This is a genomic window from Microbacterium sp. Root180, assembly GCF_001428485.1.
In the GTDB taxonomy this organism is placed as follows: Bacteria; Actinomycetota; Actinomycetes; order Actinomycetales; family Microbacteriaceae; genus Microbacterium.
Genome location: NZ_LMHS01000003.1, coordinates 1,536,780 through 1,555,870, shown reverse-complemented (window position 1 = coordinate 1,555,870; position 19,091 = coordinate 1,536,780). Strand labels below are relative to the sequence as shown.

The 19,091-nt window shown below is 67.1% G+C and carries 17 protein-coding genes and 1 tRNA gene; 4 read left to right on the top strand and 14 right to left on the bottom strand.

Annotated features, from left to right (window positions below):
* Positions 1-38: 38 nt before the first annotated feature.
* From ASD93_RS14665 to ASD93_RS14650, 4 genes are read right to left on the bottom strand one after another with little or no spacing between them, the layout of a single operon-like run.
* Entirely contained in the window at positions 39-1,037 is a 999-nt protein-coding gene (locus ASD93_RS14665; RefSeq protein ID WP_056124131.1) for an ABC transporter ATP-binding protein, read from the bottom strand.
* A complete protein-coding gene (locus ASD93_RS14660) occupies positions 1,034-1,897 on the bottom strand; it encodes an ABC transporter permease (protein WP_200950712.1) in 864 nt (287 codons plus the stop codon). Before ASD93_RS14660 ends, ASD93_RS14665 begins: the two co-directional genes overlap by 4 nt.
* Positions 1,894-2,889: an ABC transporter permease gene (locus ASD93_RS14655; protein WP_200950710.1), complete on the bottom strand. Its 996-nt coding sequence runs from the start codon at positions 2,887-2,889 to the stop codon at positions 1,894-1,896. The genes ASD93_RS14660 and ASD93_RS14655 overlap by 4 nt, the downstream gene beginning before the upstream one ends.
* A gap of 25 nt (positions 2,890-2,914) precedes the next feature.
* A complete protein-coding gene (locus ASD93_RS14650; protein ID WP_162253404.1) occupies positions 2,915-4,414 on the bottom strand; it encodes an ABC transporter substrate-binding protein in 1,500 nt (499 codons plus the stop codon).
* 397 nt (positions 4,415-4,811) lie between these two features.
* Here ASD93_RS14650 and ASD93_RS14645 point away from each other — a divergent pair, with 397 nt between their 5' ends.
* Positions 4,812-6,974, top strand: coding sequence for an acetate--CoA ligase family protein (locus ASD93_RS14645; RefSeq protein ID WP_056124125.1), 2,163 nt, complete (start codon positions 4,812-4,814; stop codon positions 6,972-6,974).
* Here the strand turns inward: ASD93_RS14645 and ASD93_RS14640 are convergent.
* Positions 6,959-7,531, bottom strand: a complete 573-nt coding sequence (locus ASD93_RS14640) for a TetR/AcrR family transcriptional regulator (RefSeq protein WP_162253403.1) — start codon at positions 7,529-7,531, stop codon at positions 6,959-6,961. The two genes, ASD93_RS14645 and ASD93_RS14640, sit on opposite strands and share 16 nt — an antisense overlap.
* A gap of 5 nt (positions 7,532-7,536) precedes the next feature.
* On the opposite strand from ASD93_RS14640, the gene ASD93_RS14635 reads away from it, so the two are divergent.
* Positions 7,537-8,109 carry a hypothetical protein gene (locus ASD93_RS14635; protein ID WP_235566965.1) on the top strand — a complete coding sequence of 191 codons (573 nt, stop codon included), beginning with the start codon at positions 7,537-7,539 and terminating at the stop codon, positions 8,107-8,109.
* 82 nt (positions 8,110-8,191) lie between these two features.
* On the opposite strand, the gene ASD93_RS14630 is transcribed toward ASD93_RS14635, so the two are convergent.
* The 4 genes from ASD93_RS14630 to ASD93_RS14615 all read right to left on the bottom strand — a co-directional run bounded on the left by ASD93_RS14630 (position 8,192) and on the right by ASD93_RS14615 (position 13,034).
* Complete coding sequence (locus tag ASD93_RS14630) at positions 8,192-9,886, bottom strand: CocE/NonD family hydrolase (RefSeq protein ID WP_056124115.1); 1,695 nt, start codon at positions 9,884-9,886, stop codon at positions 8,192-8,194.
* Complete coding sequence (locus tag ASD93_RS14625) at positions 9,859-11,280, bottom strand: amidase (protein ID WP_200950708.1); 1,422 nt, start codon at positions 11,278-11,280, stop codon at positions 9,859-9,861. The genes ASD93_RS14630 and ASD93_RS14625 overlap by 28 nt, the downstream gene beginning before the upstream one ends.
* Before the next feature lie 673 nt (positions 11,281-11,953).
* Positions 11,954-12,044 (bottom strand) — tRNA-Ser (locus ASD93_RS14620).
* A gap of 156 nt (positions 12,045-12,200) precedes the next feature.
* Positions 12,201-13,034 carry a class II glutamine amidotransferase gene (locus tag ASD93_RS14615; protein ID WP_056124112.1) on the bottom strand — a complete coding sequence of 278 codons (834 nt, stop codon included), beginning with the start codon at positions 13,032-13,034 and terminating at the stop codon, positions 12,201-12,203.
* 242 nt (positions 13,035-13,276) lie between these two features.
* Here ASD93_RS14615 and ASD93_RS14610 point away from each other — a divergent pair, with 242 nt between their 5' ends.
* On the top strand, positions 13,277-14,227 hold the full coding sequence (locus tag ASD93_RS14610; protein WP_056124110.1) for an L-lactate dehydrogenase: 951 nt from the start codon (positions 13,277-13,279) through the stop codon (positions 14,225-14,227).
* Between the two features lie 42 nt (positions 14,228-14,269).
* Here ASD93_RS14610 and ASD93_RS14605 read toward each other — a convergent pair whose 3' ends face one another.
* Positions 14,270-14,725 carry an SRPBCC domain-containing protein gene (locus ASD93_RS14605; protein WP_056124107.1) on the bottom strand — a complete coding sequence of 152 codons (456 nt, stop codon included), beginning with the start codon at positions 14,723-14,725 and terminating at the stop codon, positions 14,270-14,272.
* Between the two features lie 58 nt (positions 14,726-14,783).
* Here ASD93_RS14605 and radA point away from each other — a divergent pair, with 58 nt between their 5' ends.
* Positions 14,784-16,154 (top strand): DNA repair protein RadA, encoded by a 1,371-nt coding sequence (radA, locus tag ASD93_RS14600; RefSeq protein WP_056124104.1) that lies wholly within the window; start codon positions 14,784-14,786, stop codon positions 16,152-16,154.
* A gap of 120 nt (positions 16,155-16,274) precedes the next feature.
* Here the strand turns inward: radA and ASD93_RS14595 are convergent, their stop codons facing one another.
* The 4 genes from ASD93_RS14595 to ASD93_RS14580 all read right to left on the bottom strand — a co-directional run bounded on the left by ASD93_RS14595 (position 16,275) and on the right by ASD93_RS14580 (position 19,032).
* On the bottom strand, positions 16,275-16,649 hold the full coding sequence (locus tag ASD93_RS14595; protein WP_056124100.1) for a hypothetical protein: 375 nt from the start codon (positions 16,647-16,649) through the stop codon (positions 16,275-16,277).
* Between the two features lie 157 nt (positions 16,650-16,806).
* Positions 16,807-17,208, bottom strand: a complete 402-nt coding sequence (locus tag ASD93_RS14590; RefSeq protein WP_056124622.1) for a hypothetical protein — start codon at positions 17,206-17,208, stop codon at positions 16,807-16,809.
* Positions 17,209-17,426: 218 nt separating this feature from the next.
* Positions 17,427-18,143, bottom strand: a complete 717-nt coding sequence (locus ASD93_RS14585) for a FadR/GntR family transcriptional regulator (RefSeq protein WP_056124097.1) — start codon at positions 18,141-18,143, stop codon at positions 17,427-17,429.
* A gap of 115 nt (positions 18,144-18,258) precedes the next feature.
* Positions 18,259-19,032 carry a 3-oxoacyl-ACP reductase gene (locus ASD93_RS14580; protein ID WP_056124094.1) on the bottom strand — a complete coding sequence of 258 codons (774 nt, stop codon included), beginning with the start codon at positions 19,030-19,032 and terminating at the stop codon, positions 18,259-18,261.
* Between the last annotated feature and the right edge of the window lie 59 nt (positions 19,033-19,091).

Here is a 19,091-nt window from a genome sequence, read left to right as displayed (position 1 = left end):
CGACTTGGTGAGGTCCGTCACAGAGAGGATGGCGTCGTTCATCGGGCGCCTCCGAGCTGAGCATGAACTTCCTCCGCGCGATGGCAGGCAACGTCGGATTCGAAGACTTTCCGAACCGGTGGCACTTCGGTGCGACAGACGTCGACCGCGAACTGACACCGGTCGGCGAAAGCGCATCCGGTGGTTGCTTCGGCGGCCGAGATGGGGCGCCCCGGAATGCTCTCCAGCCTTTCGCGTGACGTCGGGTTCGGTCGAGAACGGAGCAGGGCTGCCGTGTAGGGATGTGTCGGCGACTCGTATACGTTTCGGGCAGATCCTCGCTCGACGACTCGACCTGCATACATGACCACGATGGTGTCTGCGACGCTGGAGGCCAGGTCGAGGTCGTGAGTGATGAAAAGGAGCGCGACCCCTCGACTGTCTCGAAGGCCGCGGAGCACGCGCATGACGTCCGCCTGCACGGTGACATCCAGCGCTGTCGTCGCTTCGTCGGCGATGATGAGATCTGGGTCCGTCATGAGTGCGGCGACGATCATGACGCGCTGAAGGAGCCCTCCGGACAGCTGATACGGGTACTGCAGCATCCGACGTTCGCCATCTGCGATCCCCACCTCCCCCAGCTGTCGCACCGCACGTGCTCGTGCATCGCGCCGCGACATGGCGCCGGAACTGACGACGCCTTCCACCAGAAAGTCGCCCACCGTCCACAACGAGTTGATGTGCGCACGCGGGTCCTGATAGATCATGCCCACGGACGAGGCGCGAAACGACGCCTGGTCCTTCGCGGACTGGGTGAGGAGCTCGCGCCCCTGGAATCGGATGCTGCCGCTGGTCCGTGCACCATTGGGGAGAAGGCGCATGATCGATCGGGTGGTCATGCTCTTGCCCGAGCCGGACTCGCCGACGATAGCCACCACCTCGCCCTGATGGGCCTCGAGAGTCACGTCGTGGAGGATCGGAACCACCCTGCGGGTGCGCTGATCCGTGATGCTGAGCTGAAGGCCCTTCAGCTCGAGCAGGGCTTCGTGTGCACTCATCGCGTGGCTCCGAATCGTCGGCTCACTCGCTCGCCGAGGACGTTGAACGCCACGACCGTCAGGACGATGACCGTTCCCGCCGCCATCGCCTGCTGCGCGTTCCCCGCCAGCAGCTCCGATCTTCCGGCGCTCACCATCGCTCCCCACTCCGCAGTGGGCGCGGGAACACCCAGGCCCAGGAAGGACAGGGCACCGAAGTCGATCAGTGCGGCGCCGAAATTCAACGTCGCCTGCGCGAGGATGAGCGGCTGAAGATTTCTGAGGATGTGGCGGGTGTTGATCCGCCATGCTGAGAGCCCCGCGAGCTGAAACGCCTCGACATACGCTCTCCGTCGCTCTTGGGCCGCGGCTCCCTTGAGTACACGAGAGACATAGGGGGTGTAGATGATGCTCAAGGCGATCACCGGTGGCCAGAACCCGGCGCCGAATGCCGCGACAGCGACGATCGCGACGAGGATTGCCGGCACCGCGAACAGGACATTCAGGGCCTTGTTCACAAGGCTGTCGAACCAGCCACCTACCCAAGACGACGTCAACGCGAGCACCACGCCGAGCGTCGTGCTCACAGCGACGATGATGGTCGGCGCGAGCAGGCTCAACCTCGCGCCGTAGAGGATGCGCGAGTAGATGTCCCGTCCGAGAGAATCGGTGCCGAGCCAATGCTCGGGGCTCGGTGGCAGATCGGCGGCGAGGATGTTCGTGGCGTTCGGATCGTAGGGCGCCAGCAGCGGTCCGAATACGGCCACGAGGATCATGAGGCCGCAGACCGCGGCGGCGACGAGCAGGAGCGGGTCAGACCCCGCCAGGCGCTTGCGACCCCACAGCTTGGAGTCCTCGGTGGCGACGAGTTGAGCGGTCACGAGGCACCCGCTTCACGGAGCTTGGGATCAAGCGCGACATGCAGGATGTCCACCAGTGTCGTCATGATCACGAACACAGTGACGATGATCAACGAGATCGCAGCGACGACCGGCTGATCCTTGGCGAGCACACTGGAGACCAGCAGCGACCCGATACCTTCGACCGCGAATGCGGACTCGACGATGATCGACCCGGCGAGCAGCGCCGCGAGGGTGAGACCGGATGCCGTGATCACGGGGACCCCGGCGTTGCGCAGGATGTGCTTGCGAAGGATGAGACCGAAGGGGAGTCCGCGACCGACAGCTGTCGTCACGTGTTCCTTTCCGTTCTCCTCGGAGATCGACGCCATCGAGATCTGCGCGAGATACGCCGTCCACCCGATAGAGAGCGCGATGGCCGGCAGTGTCAGGTGCCAGATTCTGTCCACACCTGGCTCGCCGGCGCCGAAGGTGGGAAACCAGCCCAGCCCGACCGCGAACGTTCCGATCAGGAAGGATGCGGCCACGAAGCTCGGGATCGAGATCATGAGGCCGACAAGCGTCGCGACCCACGGTCGCGCACGGCGATAAAGACCGCCGACGATTCCCATCGCGAGCCCGAGCACGAGGATCAAGATCATCGCCATCGCCACGAGAGTCAAAGTCGTCCCGAGCCTGGGACCCACGATCGACGCAACATCTTGTCGGAAGGTGAATGAGACTCCGAAGTCACCGGTGATAGCACCCTGCAGCCAGTTCGCGAATTGCAGCGGCAGCGGAAGATCGAGGCCGAGTCGCTCTCGCAGGGTCTCTCTCTGCTCTTCGGTCGCCTTGTCGCCCAGGATCGCGCTCACCGCATCGCCGGGTGAGACCGAGAGGAGAGCGAAGATGAGAAAGCCAGCAACCAGAATCGTGACCACCGGGCCGACGACCCAGCGAAGAAGGTAGCGGCCGTAGGGTCGCCTCCTGCGCGCTGAGTTGGAGGCGACCCGGACCGAGACTGTCGAGGTCATGAGACCCCGAGCTCTCTGATGGAACTCATTCGTCGAGCGCCCCGATGTAGCCCATCGCCGGCATGCTCAGGTAGGCGAATGATGTGATCGCGCCGCCGAGCGCGTTGTTGAGGAAGGTGACGGTGGAGGTGCTGACCAGCGGGATCGTGGGCGACGACTCCTCCGCGATGTCCGCGGCTTCGTTGGTCATCTCGGCGCGCTCCTGATCGTCGAAGTTCTGTCGCGCGCCGGTGAGGAGTTCTGTGACCCGAGGGTCATCGAACCCGGTGTAGTTGTAATACGCATCCGGCAGCAGGATGAAGCCGAGCGGCTCGAGGGGCTCTCGCGTCATGTTGAAGGAGGACCCGATGATGAGGTCGAGTCCGAGACTGTCCCGCGTCGCCTTGTCGTATCCGACAGTTGCGAACTCCAAGGGCTGCAGTTCCTTGATCTCGATGGTGACACCGGCATCCTTCGCCTGCTGCTGCACGAGCTGCGCGATCTTGTTCGTGGTTTCGTCACCGGCGGCCGTAGCCAGCACGATCGGCGTGCCGTCGTAGTCCGAAGCGGCGACCAGCTCCTTTGCCGCGTCGACGTCGAATGACCGTTCCTCAGTCCAACGATCGTAGGACTCCTGATAGATGGCCGTCACATCGGCTGGCCAGGTATTCGGCGAGAGGGTCGTGTAGAGCGGAGCGGCCGCGCCATGGAACACCACGTCCGCGATCCCCTCTCGATCAACCATGCGCTGCAATGCCTCGCGCAGACCGATGTCGGCGAGCGGACCATCGGCGCGGGCGATGCTCATGCTCACGCTTTCCATCGACGGCCCGAAGAACAGCCGCCCTTCATCGCTCCCCTCAAGTGCCGGGATCGCCGCAGGGTCGAGTTGGTAGCTTCCGTCGATCTCTCCCGTGGTCAGTGCTTGAGCCGCGGCGGAGCTGTCGGTGATGAACTGGAACGTGACGTTCTCTGCCAGAAGCGGCACGTCCTTGTTCCAGTAGTTGTCATTGCGCTTCAGCACGATGCTGTCGCCGGGTGTCCAGCTCACGAACTCGTAAGGGCCGCTGCACATCACGCCGGCGCTCGAGGTGCCGAACGCGTCACCGGCCTCCTCGGCGTACTTCTGCTGGATCACCATGCCTGGGAAGCCAGCCATCGTCGGGTTGAACATCACGTCGGGTTGGCTGAACTCGATCGTCACCTCGGTGTCACTCGTCGCGGCGATCGAGCTCACATTCACGAATGCGAAGGACACGATGGACTCAGGAGATGCAGCGCGCTGCAGGCTGTAGACGATGTCGTCGACGGTGACCGGTGTGCCGTCCCAGAACGTGGCGTCCGCTTCCAGGGTGTAGACGAGGGTGGTGGGGCTGACCTGATCCCAACTCACCAGGTTGGGACCGAGTTCGTAGTTCTCGTCGATCGTGACCAACGCATCGCAGAGATTGCTCACGACGCCGGCCCCGGAGTACGTAGCCGCGTTGGGGGGGTCGATGGTCGGCGGTTCGCCAGTGGGAAGGTTCCAGACCAGCTCGTCGACCACGCCGTTGCCGGCGGGAAGGGCGCGGGTGGTCAGCTCGATCGGCTGTGCGGTCTCCGCGGGAGCAGGGGTGGAGCAGCCCGCGATCGCGAGGCCGAGGACGGCGAGCGCCGCCGTCGCTGCGAGACCTCGCCGTGACGAGATCGGGGACGTTCCGGAGGTGCTGTCGTTCATGAGTACTCCTACGTGACGGGTCGACGCTGGTGCCGTTTGGAAGCAATGTATATCACTTGCTACAACAAAACAATGATGAGGTTCCGTCCGTTTGTAACGTTTACGTGAACCGCAATCCGAAGGAAACCCTGGCGCTTGAGCCATCACACGCCTCTTGCCATGACCCCGAGATACTTTGTATAGTCAGCGCTACACAACGCTTGCCATACGAACGAAGGCTTCCACCTTGAACGTCGAAGACCCGATCAGCCGACTGTTCTCCGCGCGCCGCATTGCGGTGATCGGAGCATCCGCGCGCTCCTCGCATGCCACAGGGAACAACGTCATTCGAAACCTGCAGAGGTCGGCGTTTCACGGCGAGATCTTCGTGGTTCACCCTTCGGCGGACCGCATTGAGGGAGTCCTCGCGACAGACCGGGTCCAGAAACTGGCGGACATCGACGTCGCGGTCGTGGCCGTCGCCGCGCCGAAAGTCGCGGGCGTGCTCGCAGAACTGGAAGCGGCGGGTTGCCGCTCCGCTGTCGTCATGAGCGTCGGGCTCAGTCCAGAGGATCTTCGTGGTCTAGCGCAGTACCGCGGGCCCGAGCGCATGCTCGTGCACGGGCCGAACTGCATGGGGATCATCAGCGTCGCAGAACCGTTCACACTGTGGGCGGAAGACGACAACCTCACCGGGCTCAATTCGGGTGATATCGCGCTCGTCTCACAATCGGGATCCGGCGCGATCTTCGTGGCCCGGGGCGTGCAGGGGGCGGGGTTCTCTCGCATCATCTCGACCGGCAACGAGGCCGCCACCACAACAGCCGACTATATTGCGTGGCTCGCATCAGACCCGCTGACCTCTGTCATCGGCATCGTTGTCGAGTCGATCAGCAGTGCCCCTCGCTTTCGGGAGGCGGTCGCCGCCGCCCGGGTGGCGAGCAAGCCGATCGTCGCCCTCAAGGTGGGGCGGTCGGAGAGCGGAGCTCGCGCGACCGCTGCACACACCGGCGCACTCCTTTCCAGCGACTCCGCGTACCAAGCGCTGTTCGACGAGCTGGACATCCCTCTCGTCTCCGACTACGACGAGCTGTCGAGCACATTGCAGCTCCTCTCCGTCCTCGGATCGCGCTCGATCGGCCAGGGGCGCGTCGGCGTCATCACGATCTCGGGCGGACAGGCGGCGCTGGCCGCCGACGTCGCAGCAACGGTGGGAGTGTCCTTGCCTGCCTTCTCGGCGACCACGCGTCATGATCTCGAAGCCATCCTGGCCGGCAGCGCGATCAACAATCCGTTGGATGCCGCCTCGCTCCCGGGCGTCGGCGAGGAGGAGTTCCAGTCGGCGATCTCCGTCGTCGGTGCGGATCCCGATATCGACGTCGTCATGGCCCTGCTGGACGCTCAGATCACCCTCAGCGCATCGGAACTCGCGTACGAACAGGAGTACTTCGATGCAGCGCTCACGGCGGACTGCGAGGTTCCCGTCGTGATCGCCTCGTGCTCCTCGCACACCATCGCCGACACCCGGGTCAGCACGGGCTCCGTCGGTGTGCTCCGCGGGCTGAGCGATGCACTCGTCGCAGTTCGTTCAGCCACCCGGAACGCGCGGCCGGTGCCAGCCCAAGCAGCGCGACCGATCGACCTGCCAGACGAGACCGAACTCGCGAGACTTCGAGCAAGGCTCAGGGACGCCGCCGGACCAGTCACCGGCCCTCTCCTAGCGGACCTCCTTGCCGCGTACGGCATCGATGCCGTCGAGTCGGGAACCTTCTCCTCGGGCATCGATGCCGCGGCCTTCGCTGACACGATCGGATATCCCGTTGTCGTGAAGGTGCAGTCGCCCGACATCACACACCGGACGGACGTCGGCGGCGTCGTGCGTGACCTTCGCAGCCCCGAGAGTGTGATGTCCGCGATCGCTGATATCGCCGCCTCCGTTCGAAAGCATCGGCCCGACGCGCAGATCGAGGGATTCGAGGTTCAGCGGCAGCTCGACAGGCATGTCGAGGGGTTCGCCGGATTCGTGGTCGATCCCGTCCTCGGCGCAACGGTAGGCGTCGGGCTCGGCGGCACGATGATCGAGCTCGTCGCGGATGCTCGCTACGCGCTTGCGCCATTGGGAACGGAGACGGCGGCAAGCCTGATCCGCCCCGGAATCCTCGGCCAGCTGCTTTCCGGCTACCGTGCGATCCACCCGCCAACAGCCCTCGACGGGCTGACGAACCTCACGAGTCGACTCTCCTGGCTCGGCTTCGACCTCGCAGACCAGCTCGAGGCGGCCGATCTCAACCCCGTGATGATCGAAGAGATCTCGGGGGAGGCGCGGATCGTCGACGCCCTGCTCATCGCGCGCGGGCCGGTCCCTGCCCTTCCACTTGCTCGCGAGTACGGATTTCAGGCAGGAACGTGACTGATCTCCAGAGACTGGATGGCCGTCTCGATGACGTCGAGCTGCCGACGCGGAGACCAGATATCGGGATGCTCCACGGTCGAGAGAACGATGCCATTGACGGCCGAGCGCAGGACGTCCACCGCGTGCGGGATTTTCGCCTGGGGCAGGAGCGTCTCGAGGTGGCTCGCCAGCAGCTCGCGGGCACGGCGCTCGTTGGCGACGAAGAAGTGGTCGATGTTCGCATCGTCGCGCATCGAGATGAGGGCGATTCGGCCGGCCTCCCGCTCGATGTCTTCCGCAGTCAGCGGAAGCATCCACTGCAGGAGTCGACGCAGCCGACCGGGAGCGTCATCTCCCCTTTCCAGCTCGGCCAGTTCGGCGTCGTAGGAAGCGACCATGTCGTCGACGATCGCAGCGAACAGATCATTCCGGTTGCTGAAGAAATGGGTCACCAGAGTAATCGAGCCGTCGAGCTCTTCGGCGAGGCTGCGAAGCGTGAGAGCGCTCGACCCCCCACGAGCGAGTATCCGCACAGCCGCGGATGTGATGGCAATGCGGCGTTCGGCGCTGTCCACTCGACGTGGCATGGCTCCTCCTTCAGCGTTTATATCTCAACCTTTACACAACATCGACCGATGAGTGTCGAGATCACCGTAACTTTCAAGGACTGCTGATGCCTGAAACAGAATCCCTCAAGCTGGCCACCACGTGGGACGAACTGCCGAGCACTCTCGGTCGATCCTTCCGCAGCGAGTATCTGCGAGTAGACCAAGACCGCGTCGACGGTTTCGAGTTCGGGACATACATCGACGAGAACGTCCACGCGATGGATGGCGACCTCTATCAGCCTGGGCTGATCGAGGGATTTCACTTGCTCGGTCTCTTCGACCATCTCGCGAACGGCGTGCTCTACGTCGAGGATCCGCATTGGGCGGGGTGGAACTATGGTTTCGACCACGTACGGTTCGTCAGCGAGGTCACCACACGTGACCGGATCCGACTCAGCGGAACGGTCTCCGCAATCGAGGCCCGCGGCCATCGATACCTGGCGACACTCGACTGCATCCTCGAGGTCGAAGGGCGTGAGAAGCCGGGTGCCGTCGCTATCTGGAAGGTGATGTGGACCCGTACGAGCGAGGAGAGCAACGGATGAGCGTCACTGACCTCGCATGAATGCCCGGCTCCGAAGACAACCGCGAGGGCGAGCTGCGTTGCGAACGCCTCTCCGGATGCCCTCAACTGGGGGTCGGGTGATCTAGTTCAGCGAAGCGCAGCACACCAGACCCGCCACCCAGGCGAATGGTCTGTGTGCTGGAACGCGTCGTCGTCGCCGACCATGCCTCTTCGCCCGTTCCCGGCTGCCGGAGGAATTCGGGATAGTCGCTGGACTGCACGTGCAGCTGCAGCGAGTGCCCGGCCCGAAGAAGGTACCCGAGATGCCCGAGCTCGATCTCGATCGACTCCAGGCCGTCCGCGCGGGGAACAGAGATTTGCCCCAGCGCGATCCGGTCGAGCCGGCCGTCCGGAGCCCGATCATATAGCCGAACGAACACATCGAACGCTGGCGCATCGCTGGAGACCAGAGCTTCGAATGTCACCGGCCCGACGAGCTCCACCGCCTCCGATCTCGCCGCCTCGGCGAATGCGAGCACATCCGCTCTCTGGGCAAGAGCCTGGTCGTCGGGGCGCTCGCCGAGGAAGGCGAACGGATCCTTTGCGGACGAAGGCACACAGTCCTCCGGGTCGTGAACCCAGGAGAGCGTTTCGTCGCTTCCCTGTTCCGGCGCGAGTGCCCGGTCAGCCGTCAAATGCCGGACTGCCGGTGTCGCGCCGGGCGGGGGCCACGCCACGGTCTCGCGATACTCGTCGGTGCCGGCCAAGCTCCAACGCACGCGCGGGATCGATTCGGGCCGAGCGAGGTTGCGCAGATAGACGTCGAAGAAAGCCAGGGTCGGCTCGTACACCTCGGCCATCGATGCGGGCTCGGCCACTCCGCCCGGGCGCAGGAAGATGTTCTCGTGATCGCTCGGTTCGATCAACAGATGGTTGGCCGCCGCCCACGCCGCCGACTCCTGCATCCGGTGCTGGTCGGTCCATGACCAGGTCGCACAATTGTCCCACCACCCGATCGTGTGCAGCACGGGAATGGCACGCTGTTCAAAAGGACTGCCGTTGGGGAAGCGGCGAATCGGCACGCGGTGTGGATAGTGCATGTCGAACGTGGTCGACCTCGCCCCGACCGCTTCCTGCACCGCCTCGAACTGAGCGGAGAGCGGAAGAGTCTCCCAGTCAGGACGCCAGTTGATCGAATTGCGAGACATGAAGATCGTTAGGTCGTACATGAGCCCGAAGCTCACTTCGACCTCGCGTCGATCGCCCTCATCGGACGGCAGAGCATTCAGGTCTGTGCCGGTGAAGCGCGGTGAGATCGCACGGAGCGCGGGGTGGCTGGTGGAGGCCGCGGCCCATTGGGTGTAGCCGTAGTAGGAGTCCCCCGCCATGCCGACCAGGCCGTCAGACCATGGTTGCTGGATGACCCAGTCGAGCGTGTCGGCACCGTCATTCGCCTCATTTACCCAGGCGACGGGCTCGCCCTCGGAGCGGAACTTGCCGCGGACATCCTGAACGACCATCCGGTAGCCGCGCGAGGTCACGTACTCGGCCGCCTCTCGCATCCGCATGTAATCGCTGTTCTTGTCATAGGGAAGACGGATGAGAACGGTGGGGCCAGGTTCGACGGGCCCGTCGGGCAGATAAATGTCGGTCGCCAGATGCACGCCGTCGCGCATCCGCACGCGCGCTGCCTGGCTCACTCCGTCTTCGGGGGCCGGGAGGACTTCTTCGAAGGCGATGGCGGCGACTTTCCGATGCTCGAGTCCCGACGCGTCCGCAAACCAGGAGCTCACAGACTCGGCCGCACGTTCGACCACGGGAGCACCTGCTCGATGACGGCCGCGGCCGCCAGCACGGCTGCGTCCGCATAGAGGGGGCCGACGATCTGCAACCCGACGGGCAGCCCGTCGCGCGTGAAGCCACAGGGGACGGTGATGGCCGGAAGCCCGGCGTGGCTGGGCGATTCAGTGAACCGGTGGAAGTCGATCGACGGAATCTTCGCGGGCACGCCGTTGACATGAGAGTTGCCGCCGAGATCCCCAGGATGCGGGAACGCGGCAACCGGCATCGTCGGGGTGATGAGCAGATCGTGATCGCTCAGCACTCGGTCGAACGCGGAATAGATCTCGCCACGCACCGGCCCCGCGGCATGGAGGTACGCCGAAGTCGTGATCTCCGCACCCCGTCGTGCCATCTCGATAGTCGCGGCCGGCACGCCCATCTCCGCCGCGCGATCAGGGTTCCCATCCGTCAGCAGGTCGATCAGCGCCGGGAAGGCCGGCGACCAGTAGTCGACGAAATAGTCCACCGGATCAGGGACGTCGAGCTCGACTTGGTCGACCTCGCACCCCGCGGCGGATGAGATCGCTGCCACCGCGGCGCTCACGATCGAGGCCACTTCATTGTCGACAGCGGCTCCCGCGGGATTCGGAGCGAACGCAAGGCGCAAGGACGAGAGGTCGCGTGCGGAGCGCACGGCGCCGACGTAGTCCTGACCCGACTGCTCGAGCGCAAACGGATCGCGGTGGTGGGGACCACTCGTGACCTGCAGGAGCAGAGCGGAATCGATGACGGTCCTCGTCAACGGCCCGTCGGAGGCGACCGACTCCCAGAGGATCTCAGTGGGGATGCGTCCGCGCGACGGTTTGAGGCCTACGACGCCGCAGCACGCCGCTGGAATGCGCACAGACCCACCACCGTCGGAACCCCATGCCAGAGCACCCACACCCGCCGCCACGGAAGAAGCCGCGCCGCCGCTGGACCCGCCGGCGGTGTGCGTGAGTTTCCAAGGGTTGTTCGTGACACCGGTCAGACCGCTCTGGGTCACGCCAAGACCCCCGAACTCAGGCGTCGTAGTTTTTCCGATGAGAATGCCACCGGCGGCCTTCAACCGCCCCCACGAGATCGAGTCCCGAGTGGGCACATGGTCCTTGTATGCCACGGCACCGTAGGTCGTGCGTATCCCCGCGGTGTCGGAGAGGTCTTTGACCGTGACCGGTACCCCGAAGATTGGAGGCAGGTCTTCGGGGGCCGTCGTCATGACGACCTTCTCTGCCGACCTCGCCTGCTCACGCGCCTGCTCGACCACGACCGTGACAAAGGCGTTGAGCTTGGGCTCGGTACGCTCGAGACGGTCCAGCACAGCGTCCACGAGCTCGACCGGCGATACTTCTCTCCGCCGAACGGCCTCGGCCATCGCATCGCCCGACATCCAGGCAAGTTCCTCCGACATCGTGGTCCTCGATCTTTCGCTCAATGGCCGATAGGTGAGAGTTCGCTCCCCTAGGGCACCTGCGGCGCGGGCGTTGTCAGCCCATGCTGGCTTATATGTAGTGATCACTATAAATAGACGCTGGCGGATGGGCAATGCCTAGTTGCCCGATTGGACCGGATGCGTGCCCTCCTCAACGGCGTCCTCGACTATGTCGCGAGGCACCGAGCCGCGCCCGCACTACCCAGCGCACGGTCATGATCGCCGAAGACCCCACTACGAGGTCGAGCGGATTCCTAGGTCCCCGCCTCGGCCGCGAGCTCAACTCATAGCAGGCTTGCGGCAAGCCGGCTCAGCGATCTGGCTTCTCAACGCATCACATGGGTCATATTCGTCTCACCCAGGTTTGTTCCCGCTCTTGTTCCCAGCGAGAAAGTGGGAGTGCACGTCGAGATGCGCGGTCGCGGGTCAACATGGTCAACGCAGCAGCCTCTCTGCCCACGGTGGGGATCGCGGGCATTCGGAGTCATGCTGGCGGCGGCTCGACCGGCCTGGCAACTTCCTTCACCCCGGCTTTCACCCTGAGGTTCGCAGCGGCGGGATGACTGGCGGTTTCGGGCAAAAACAAAGCCCCGCGATTCCCCTGTTTCCCAGGGTTCGCGGGGCTTCGACGTGGCGGTGACGGTGGGATTTGAACCCACGGTAGGGGGTTACCCTACACAACTTTTCGAGAGTTGCACCTTCGGCCGCTCGGACACGTCACCGCCGAAGAGTTTACGTCACGCCGCGCGAACCCGCCAATCGAGCGAAGCCGCGGTCGAGTGCTGCAACGTCCTGCGAGTGCTGCTCCGATCGACGCAGCACTCGCAGGAATCTGCAGCACTCGGCGACACACGGGCCACGGCCGCGCGAACACCGCCTCACGCGTCGAGGAACTCCCGGTGGTGGTACCCGTCCGGATCGAGCACGGCGACGGTCGACTCGGGCACTTCGAGGAACACCCCGGGCAGGTCGTTGAGCGGCTCCGAGACCACGACCTGGGCTCGGTCTCCGAAGGCGGCCAGGCGCGCGGCATCCGGGTACATCTGTCGCAGGGTCGGCACGTCCGCCGAGTGGAACAGCGTGCGCGAGCGTCCCTGGGTCGAGTACCGGAACGCCCACACGGTCGCCCCGTCGGTGACCGCCACGGTCCCCTGCATCGGGAACTGCACCCCGGCCGCACGCCCGGCCTCTTCGACCCGGCGGATCGCCGCGCCGACGGCCGCAACCGGATCGTCCATCAGTCCGTAGGTCAGCGCGAGGTGGAACAGCACCTCCGAATCGGTCGTCCCCTGGATCGACGGATACAGCTCGGGGTCGACGGAGAGCACGAGATCCCTCTTGTACGTGGAGAATCCCGAGATCGACCCGTTGTGCATGAACAGCCAGCGATCGTGGCGGAACGGGTGGCAGTTCGTCTGCTGGATCGGCGGACCCGCGGCTGCCCGCACATGCGCGAAGAACAGGGGCGAGCGCACCGCACGACTGAGCTCGCGCAGGTTCTGGTCGTGCCACGCAGGCTCGATCGACCGGAACACGGCGGGGTCGGCGCCGGGCGCGGCATCCGGATACCAGCCCAGACCGAAGCCGTCCCCGTTGACCGTCTCGGCGCCCAGCGGAGAGTTGAGCGACATCGCTACGACCGAGTGCTGCGGGTCGAGGATGAGGGTCGAGGGCGCCAGCGCCTCGCCCGTGTAGGCCAGCCATCGGCACATCGTCGGTCCTCCTCAGCGGTCGCGAACGAGGTCAGCGTAGAACGACGGGACGGGATGCCGCATCAGCCGCCGCGGGCGATCCGCACGCGACCTTCCACCGCGGGGCGCGTGTACGAGATGTCCGGCGGCGCGTCGACCTCGGTCGAGATCGCGGTGGGCTCGATGACCCCGCTCAACGTCCTGCCGTATTGACCCGGTCCTCGGCCTGGCCCGAGGCATCCGCTCACTGCAAGACTGGCGGCATGGCCGTCATCGAGAACTCGAAAGTCACCATCGTCGGCGCTGGGAGCGTCGGCTCGAGCGCCGCGTACGCCGCGCTGATCCGCGGATCGGCCCGGCACGTCGCCCTCTACGACATCGCGACCGAGAAGGCAGAGGCCGAGGTGCTCGACCTCGCCCACGGCACGCAGTTCACCGGCACGAGCGACATCATCGGCGGCAGCGACCTGTCGGTGGTCGAGGGCTCGCACGTGGTCGTGATCACCGCGGGTGCGAAGCAGAACCCCGGGCAGACGCGCATCGAGCTCGCCGGCGTCAACGCCGGGATCATGAAGAAGATGATGCCGCAGCTGCTGAGCGCGGCGCCCGACGCGATCTACGTCATCGTCACCAACCCCTGCGACGTGCTGACCGTGCTGGCGCAGGAGGAGACCGGCCTGCCGCCGGAGCGCATCTTCGCCTCGGGAACCGTGCTCGACACGTCGCGTCTGCGCTGGAAGCTCGCCGAGCGCGCGGGCGTCTCGACCTCGAGCGTGCACGCCTACATCGTGGGCGAGCACGGCGACACCGAGTTCCCGCTGTGGTCGGCCGCGACCATCGGGGCGGTGCCGATCCTGGACTGGGTGACCCCGGCCGGCGACCGCATGACGGTGGAGGAGCTCGACCAGATCGCGATCGACGTGCGAGACGCCGCCTACAAGGTCATCCAGGGGAAGGGTGCGACGAACTACGCGATCGGACTCTCGAGCGCCCGCATCATCGAGGCGATCCTCCGCGACGAGCGCGCAGTCATGCCGGTCTCGCCGGTGCTGCGCGACTTCCACGGCGTCGACGGGGTCGCACTGTCGGTGCCCTCCGTCGTGAGTGCGGCCGGTGCCGTGCCGATCCGCGAGACGCAATTCTCCGCGAACGAGCTCGAGCTCTTCCACCGCTCCGCCGGCGCCCTGCGCGAGGTCATCGACTCTCTGCGCTGAGTGGTTTGGGCGCTCGTGCCCGGCGGTCCGTGGGCGGATGCCTCACCCGCCCTCGACGAGGCGCGCGAGGTTCGCGAGCGACGACGCCATGCCGGCCGCGTGGTCTTCCGGGATGATGCCCGCCGGCACTCCCGTCGCCTCGATATCGACGTAGGTGCCGCCGTCACCCTCGGTGAAGATCCACGTCATCGTCATCGTGCCCGAGAACGCGGGGTCGTCGGACGGGAAGTCGATCTCCTCGACGATGAGCTCCGACGGCTCCACCCGCACGCGACGCACGACCGCGACATCCTCGTCCGCGCCCGCCTTGCCGCCGCCCTCGGGTGGCTGGAGATAGCGCAGCACCATGCGGTAGCCGACCTCAGGGTCGAACTCCTCGAAGCGCCCGGCCATGCCCTCGGGCGGAAGCCACGCCAGCATGAGCGCCGGGTCGACGAACACCCGGAAGACGTCGGCGGGATCCGCCGCGATGAATCGGGATGCCGCATCCACCCGCATGCCGTCACCCTACGCCGCGCCGCGAAGCGATGTCGCGGCCCCCACGTACGCTGATCCCATGGCCGCCGCCCGACGACCCACGCAGACCGCCCCGTACCGGTGCACCGAGTGCGGGTGGACGACGATCAAGTGGGTCGGCCGCTGCGGCGAGTGCCAGCAGTGGGGCACCGTGGTCGAGGCATCCGAGTCCACCGGATTGGTGCGTTCGGTCACGCCCATCGCCCCCGGCGCGGGCCGCGCGGCGCGCCCCATCACGAGCATCGACACGACCGACGCCCCGCGCCGCACGAGCGGGGTCGGCGAGTTCGACCGCGTGCTGGGCGGCGGCGTCGTGCCCGGGGCGGCGATCCTGCTGTCGGGCGAGCCGGGAGTCGGCAAGTCGACGCTCCTGCTCGAGGTCGCGGCGCAGTCGGCGAAGGCCGGGCGCCGCGTGCTCTACGCCTCTGCCGAGGAGTCCACGGCGCAGGTGCGGCTGCGCGCCGAGCGCACCGGCGCGCTCCACGACGAGCTCTTCCTCGCGAGCGAGACCGACCTCGCGACGATCCTCGGGCACGTCGACGAGGTGCGCCCCGAGCTGCTGATCGTCGACTCCGTGCAGACGGTGGCCTCGTCGCTGTCCGAGGGCATGGCGGGGCACCCGTCTCAGGTGCGCGAGGTCGCCTCGACGCTCATCCGCGTGGCAAAGGACCGCGGGCTCCCCGTCATCATCGTCGGGCACGTGACGAAGGACGGGTCGATCGCCGGTCCGCGCATCCTCGAGCACTTGGTCGACGTCGTGTGCCACTTCGAGGGCGACCGGCAGACCTCGCTGCGGTTCGTGCGGGCGCTCAAGAACCGCTTCGGCCCGACGGACGAGGTCGGATGCTTCGACATGACCGGCGCCGGCATCGCCGAGGTCCCCGATCCCAGCGCCCTCTTCCTCGGCCATGGCTCACCCGAGCCCGGCACCTGCGTCGCCATCGCGCTCGAGGGCCGGCGCGCGATGCCGGTCGAGGTGCAGGCGCTCACGATCACCGCGACCAGCCCCAACCCTCGCCGCATCGTGAACGGCGTCGACTCCGCGCGCGTCGCGATGGTCCTGGCCGTGCTCGAGAAGCGCGGCGGCATCAAGACGAGCGACAAGGATGTGTACGTCTCCACCGTCGGCGGCGTGCGCTTCACCGAGCCCGCGGCCGACCTCGCGATCGCCGTCGCCGTCGCCGGCGCCGTGAACAACGAGTCGACGCCGAAGACGCTCGCGGCGGTCGGCGAACTGAGCCTCGCCGGCGAGGTGCGCCCGGTGGCGCAGGCCGCACAGCGACGTTCCGAGGCGGCACGACTCGGCTACACCGACGTCATCGACAACCGGTCGGGCACCCTCCGCGGAGCGCTCAACGACGTCCGCACGCGGGTGCGACCCGGCCGCGGCGGCGACATCCCGGAGTTCTGAGCGGGGGCTCGCCGTCCCGACGCGGCCGGCTCCCCGTCCCGACGGAACCGGGCTCCCCGGTCCGACGCGGCCGGTCGCGGCGCGCCCACCTCGGCCGCCAGCCCGGTCGAGCGCACCCGGTCACCCCTCCGGCGGCGGAGCGGCACCCCACAGGAGAGCATCCGGGCAGCCGTCGGGGATGTACCAGTCGGCGCCGGCCTCGGGCGCCTCACCGCCGCCGATGTCGATCGTGTCGCCGTCCGACCAGGTCGCGCCGTACAGGAGGCGCCCGGCCTCCATCCGGGCGGAGCCGACCGGGAAGACCGGCACATAGGCCGCGTCCGCGGTCTCCACCCAGACGCAGTCGTCATCGATGTGCAGCGTGCCGGTGAGCAGCGCGTCGTGCCACGCCTCCGCGCGGGGCTGCATCGCGAGCGGCCCCCCGGTCGGCACGCACCCCGTCAGGCCGAGGGCCACGGCGGCGACGCCGGCGGCGATCGCGAGAACTCGGCGCATGCCCAGAGCGTAGCGGCGCGGCATCCGTCGATCTCGGAGGATCAAGCGAATCTCGGAGCCGATCCCCGGCAACCCTCCGAGATACGACCGATCCTCCGAGATACGACCGGTCCTCCGAGCGCCGCCACCGAGGCGACCCGACCGAGCGCGCGCCGCCTCAGGCGTCGAGGGCAGCGATCAGATCGGCGGGCGTCGCCTGCAGCGGGTGGGGACCCGCGAGATCGAAGAACACCGTGGTGATCTCGTCCTTGTGCGCGCCGAGGAACGAGCGCAGCCACGCGGGGGACTGCAGGGCCACGCCGGGCGGAAGCGTCTCGGGCTTGTTCGCGGCATCGCTGAAGAGTAGGAGGGCGATGTCGCCGTTGCGCGGATCGCGGTACGTCCAGACCTCGCCGACGTCGAGCGGATCGTCGCGCTGGCCGACGCGGACCAGCGGCACCACGGTCGGCCCGTGCCGGAGGGCGAACGCGACGGCGGCCATGTCCTGCGTCTGGAGGGCGTCGGCGAGCTGCGTGTTGCGGAACTCCAGTTCCTTCTTCGGGCGCTTCTTGCCGGCCATCGTTCCAGCGTAGACGGCCGCCCCGACCGGGCGCATAACTCCTGCACTTCGCGCCCATCGGAGTTCCGCGACGGCGTGTCGCGGCGCGGGAACACCGTTCTGCAGGAGTTATGCGCCGGGATGATGCGGCAAGCACCTGACGACCCCGGCCGACCTGGCCGACCCCGGCCGACGTGACGACCCCGGCCGACCGGCCGACCACGGTCGACCGGACGCCGCTAGAGCAGGAACCCGCGCAGCAGGGCCTCCGACCCGGCCATGTGGTCGAGGATCGCCGCCTCCGCGGCATCCGCTCGCCCCGCCAGGATCGCGGTGACGATGGACTCGTGCTGCGCGTTCGAGTGCTCGATGTTGCGCGGCAGCAGCGGGAAGGTGTCGAGCCAGGCATTCACCTGCGCCCGGTTCTCCGCGGCGAGCGCGACGAGCGACGGGATGCCGGCGACCTCGGCAATCGCGAGGTGCAGGAGGGTGTCGAGCCGGCGGTAGTCGGGTTCGGATGCCGCGGTCACCGCCTCGTACCGCGCCCACAGCTCGTCGCGCTGCGACGGCTCGAGGGTGCGCGACGCGGCGGCGCGCGCCGCTCCGGCCTCGAGCACACGGCGCAGGCCCAGGACATCGTGGAGCTCGGCCGGGTCGACCTCTCCGGGATGCGGCGGCTGCGGCAGCGGATCGGCGACGAAGGTGCCGCCGTACCGTCCGCGACGGCGTACCAGGTAGCCGGTGTCGGCGAGCTCGCGGATCGCCTCGCGCACGGTGTCGCGGCTCACGGCGTACAGGTTCGCCAGTTCGCGCTCCGGCGGCAGCGACTCCCCCGGGGCGACGACCCCGAGCCGGATGGTCTGCACGAGACGCGCGACCGTGTCTTCGAGGGCATTGCCCTCTCGCACCGGCCGGTACACAGCCCGGCGAACCCCCCGCAGCGGCGTCTCGGTCATGGCGTCACCCCCGCGGGGCGGGCACAGCGTCGGCGATCCGGGCGCTGGTGCGCCGCAGGACCCTCCGCCGCGAGCGATACGGCGCGAGATGCCGACGTTGTGCACACGGTCATGCTCAGAGCGGGGTCACGTAGGCGTTGGTGATGCCGCCGTCCACGACGAACGCGGTCGCGGTGATGAACGAGGCGTCGTCCGAGGCGAGGAACGCCACGGCGGCCGCCATCTCCTCGGGCTCGGCGAAGCGTCCGACCGGCACGTGGACGAGGCGGCGCTGCGCGCGCTCCGGGTCCTTCGCGAACAGCTCCTGCAGCAGCGGTGTGTTGACCGGTCCGGGGCACAGCGCGTTCACCCGGATCCCCTGCCGCGCGAACTGCACGCCCAGCTCACGGGTCATCGCGAGCACGCCGCCCTTCGAGGCCGTGTACGAGATCTGCGACGTCGCCGAGCCGAGCAGCGCGACGAACGACGCCGTGTTGATGATCGAGCCCTTGCCCGCCGGCACCATGTGCCGCAGCGCCGCGCGCGAGCAGAGGTAGACGCTCTTGAGGTTCACGTCCTGCACGCGATCCCACGCCGGCAGCTCGGTCGTCTCGATCGAGTCGTCGTCCGCGGGCGAGATCCCGGCGTTGTTGAACGCGATGTCGACGCTCCCGAGGTCGGCGGCCACGCCGTCGAAGAGCGCGTCGACGGATGCCTCGTCCGCCACGTTCACGTGCCGGTAGACGCCTCCCACCTCGGCCGCGGCAGCCTCGCCGCTGGTCGGATCGAGGTCGGCGATCACGACCTTCGCACCCTCCGCCGCGAACCGGCGGGCCGTCGCCAGGCCGATGCCCGATGCTCCTCCGGTGATGATGGCGACTCGGTCCTTCAGCCGCTGCGTCAGATCCATTCTGTGGTTCCTTTCATGAGCATGTCCCGATTTCCGCCGCTAGAGGGTCCATGAGCGGC

Bases quoted from the DNA above. Each gene is read 5' to 3' on its own strand.
- ASD93_RS14665 (WP_056124131.1), bottom strand. From the start codon at position 1,037: ATGAGTGCACACGAAGCCCTGCTCGAGCTGAAGGGCCTTCAGCTCAGC.
- ASD93_RS14655 (WP_200950710.1), bottom strand. From the start codon at position 2,889: ATGACCTCGACAGTCTCGGTCCGGGTCGCCTCCAACTCAGCGCGCAGG.
- ASD93_RS14625 (WP_200950708.1), bottom strand. From the start codon at position 11,280: ATGTCGGGCGATGCGATGGCCGAGGCCGTTCGGCGGAGAGAAGTATCG.
- ASD93_RS14615 (WP_056124112.1), bottom strand. From the start codon at position 13,034: ATGTGCCGATGGCTGGCCTACACGGGCGAGGCGCTGGCGCCCTCGACC.
- ASD93_RS14610 (WP_056124110.1), top strand. From the start codon at position 13,277: ATGGCCGTCATCGAGAACTCGAAAGTCACCATCGTCGGCGCTGGGAGC.
- ASD93_RS14605 (WP_056124107.1), bottom strand. From the start codon at position 14,725: ATGCGGGTGGATGCGGCATCCCGATTCATCGCGGCGGATCCCGCCGAC.
- radA (WP_056124104.1), top strand. From the start codon at position 14,784: ATGGCCGCCGCCCGACGACCCACGCAGACCGCCCCGTACCGGTGCACC.
- ASD93_RS14595 (WP_056124100.1), bottom strand. From the start codon at position 16,649: ATGCGCCGAGTTCTCGCGATCGCCGCCGGCGTCGCCGCCGTGGCCCTC.
- ASD93_RS14590 (WP_056124622.1), bottom strand. From the start codon at position 17,208: ATGGCCGGCAAGAAGCGCCCGAAGAAGGAACTGGAGTTCCGCAACACG.
- ASD93_RS14585 (WP_056124097.1), bottom strand. From the start codon at position 18,143: ATGACCGAGACGCCGCTGCGGGGGGTTCGCCGGGCTGTGTACCGGCCG.
- ASD93_RS14580 (WP_056124094.1), bottom strand. From the start codon at position 19,032: ATGGATCTGACGCAGCGGCTGAAGGACCGAGTCGCCATCATCACCGGA.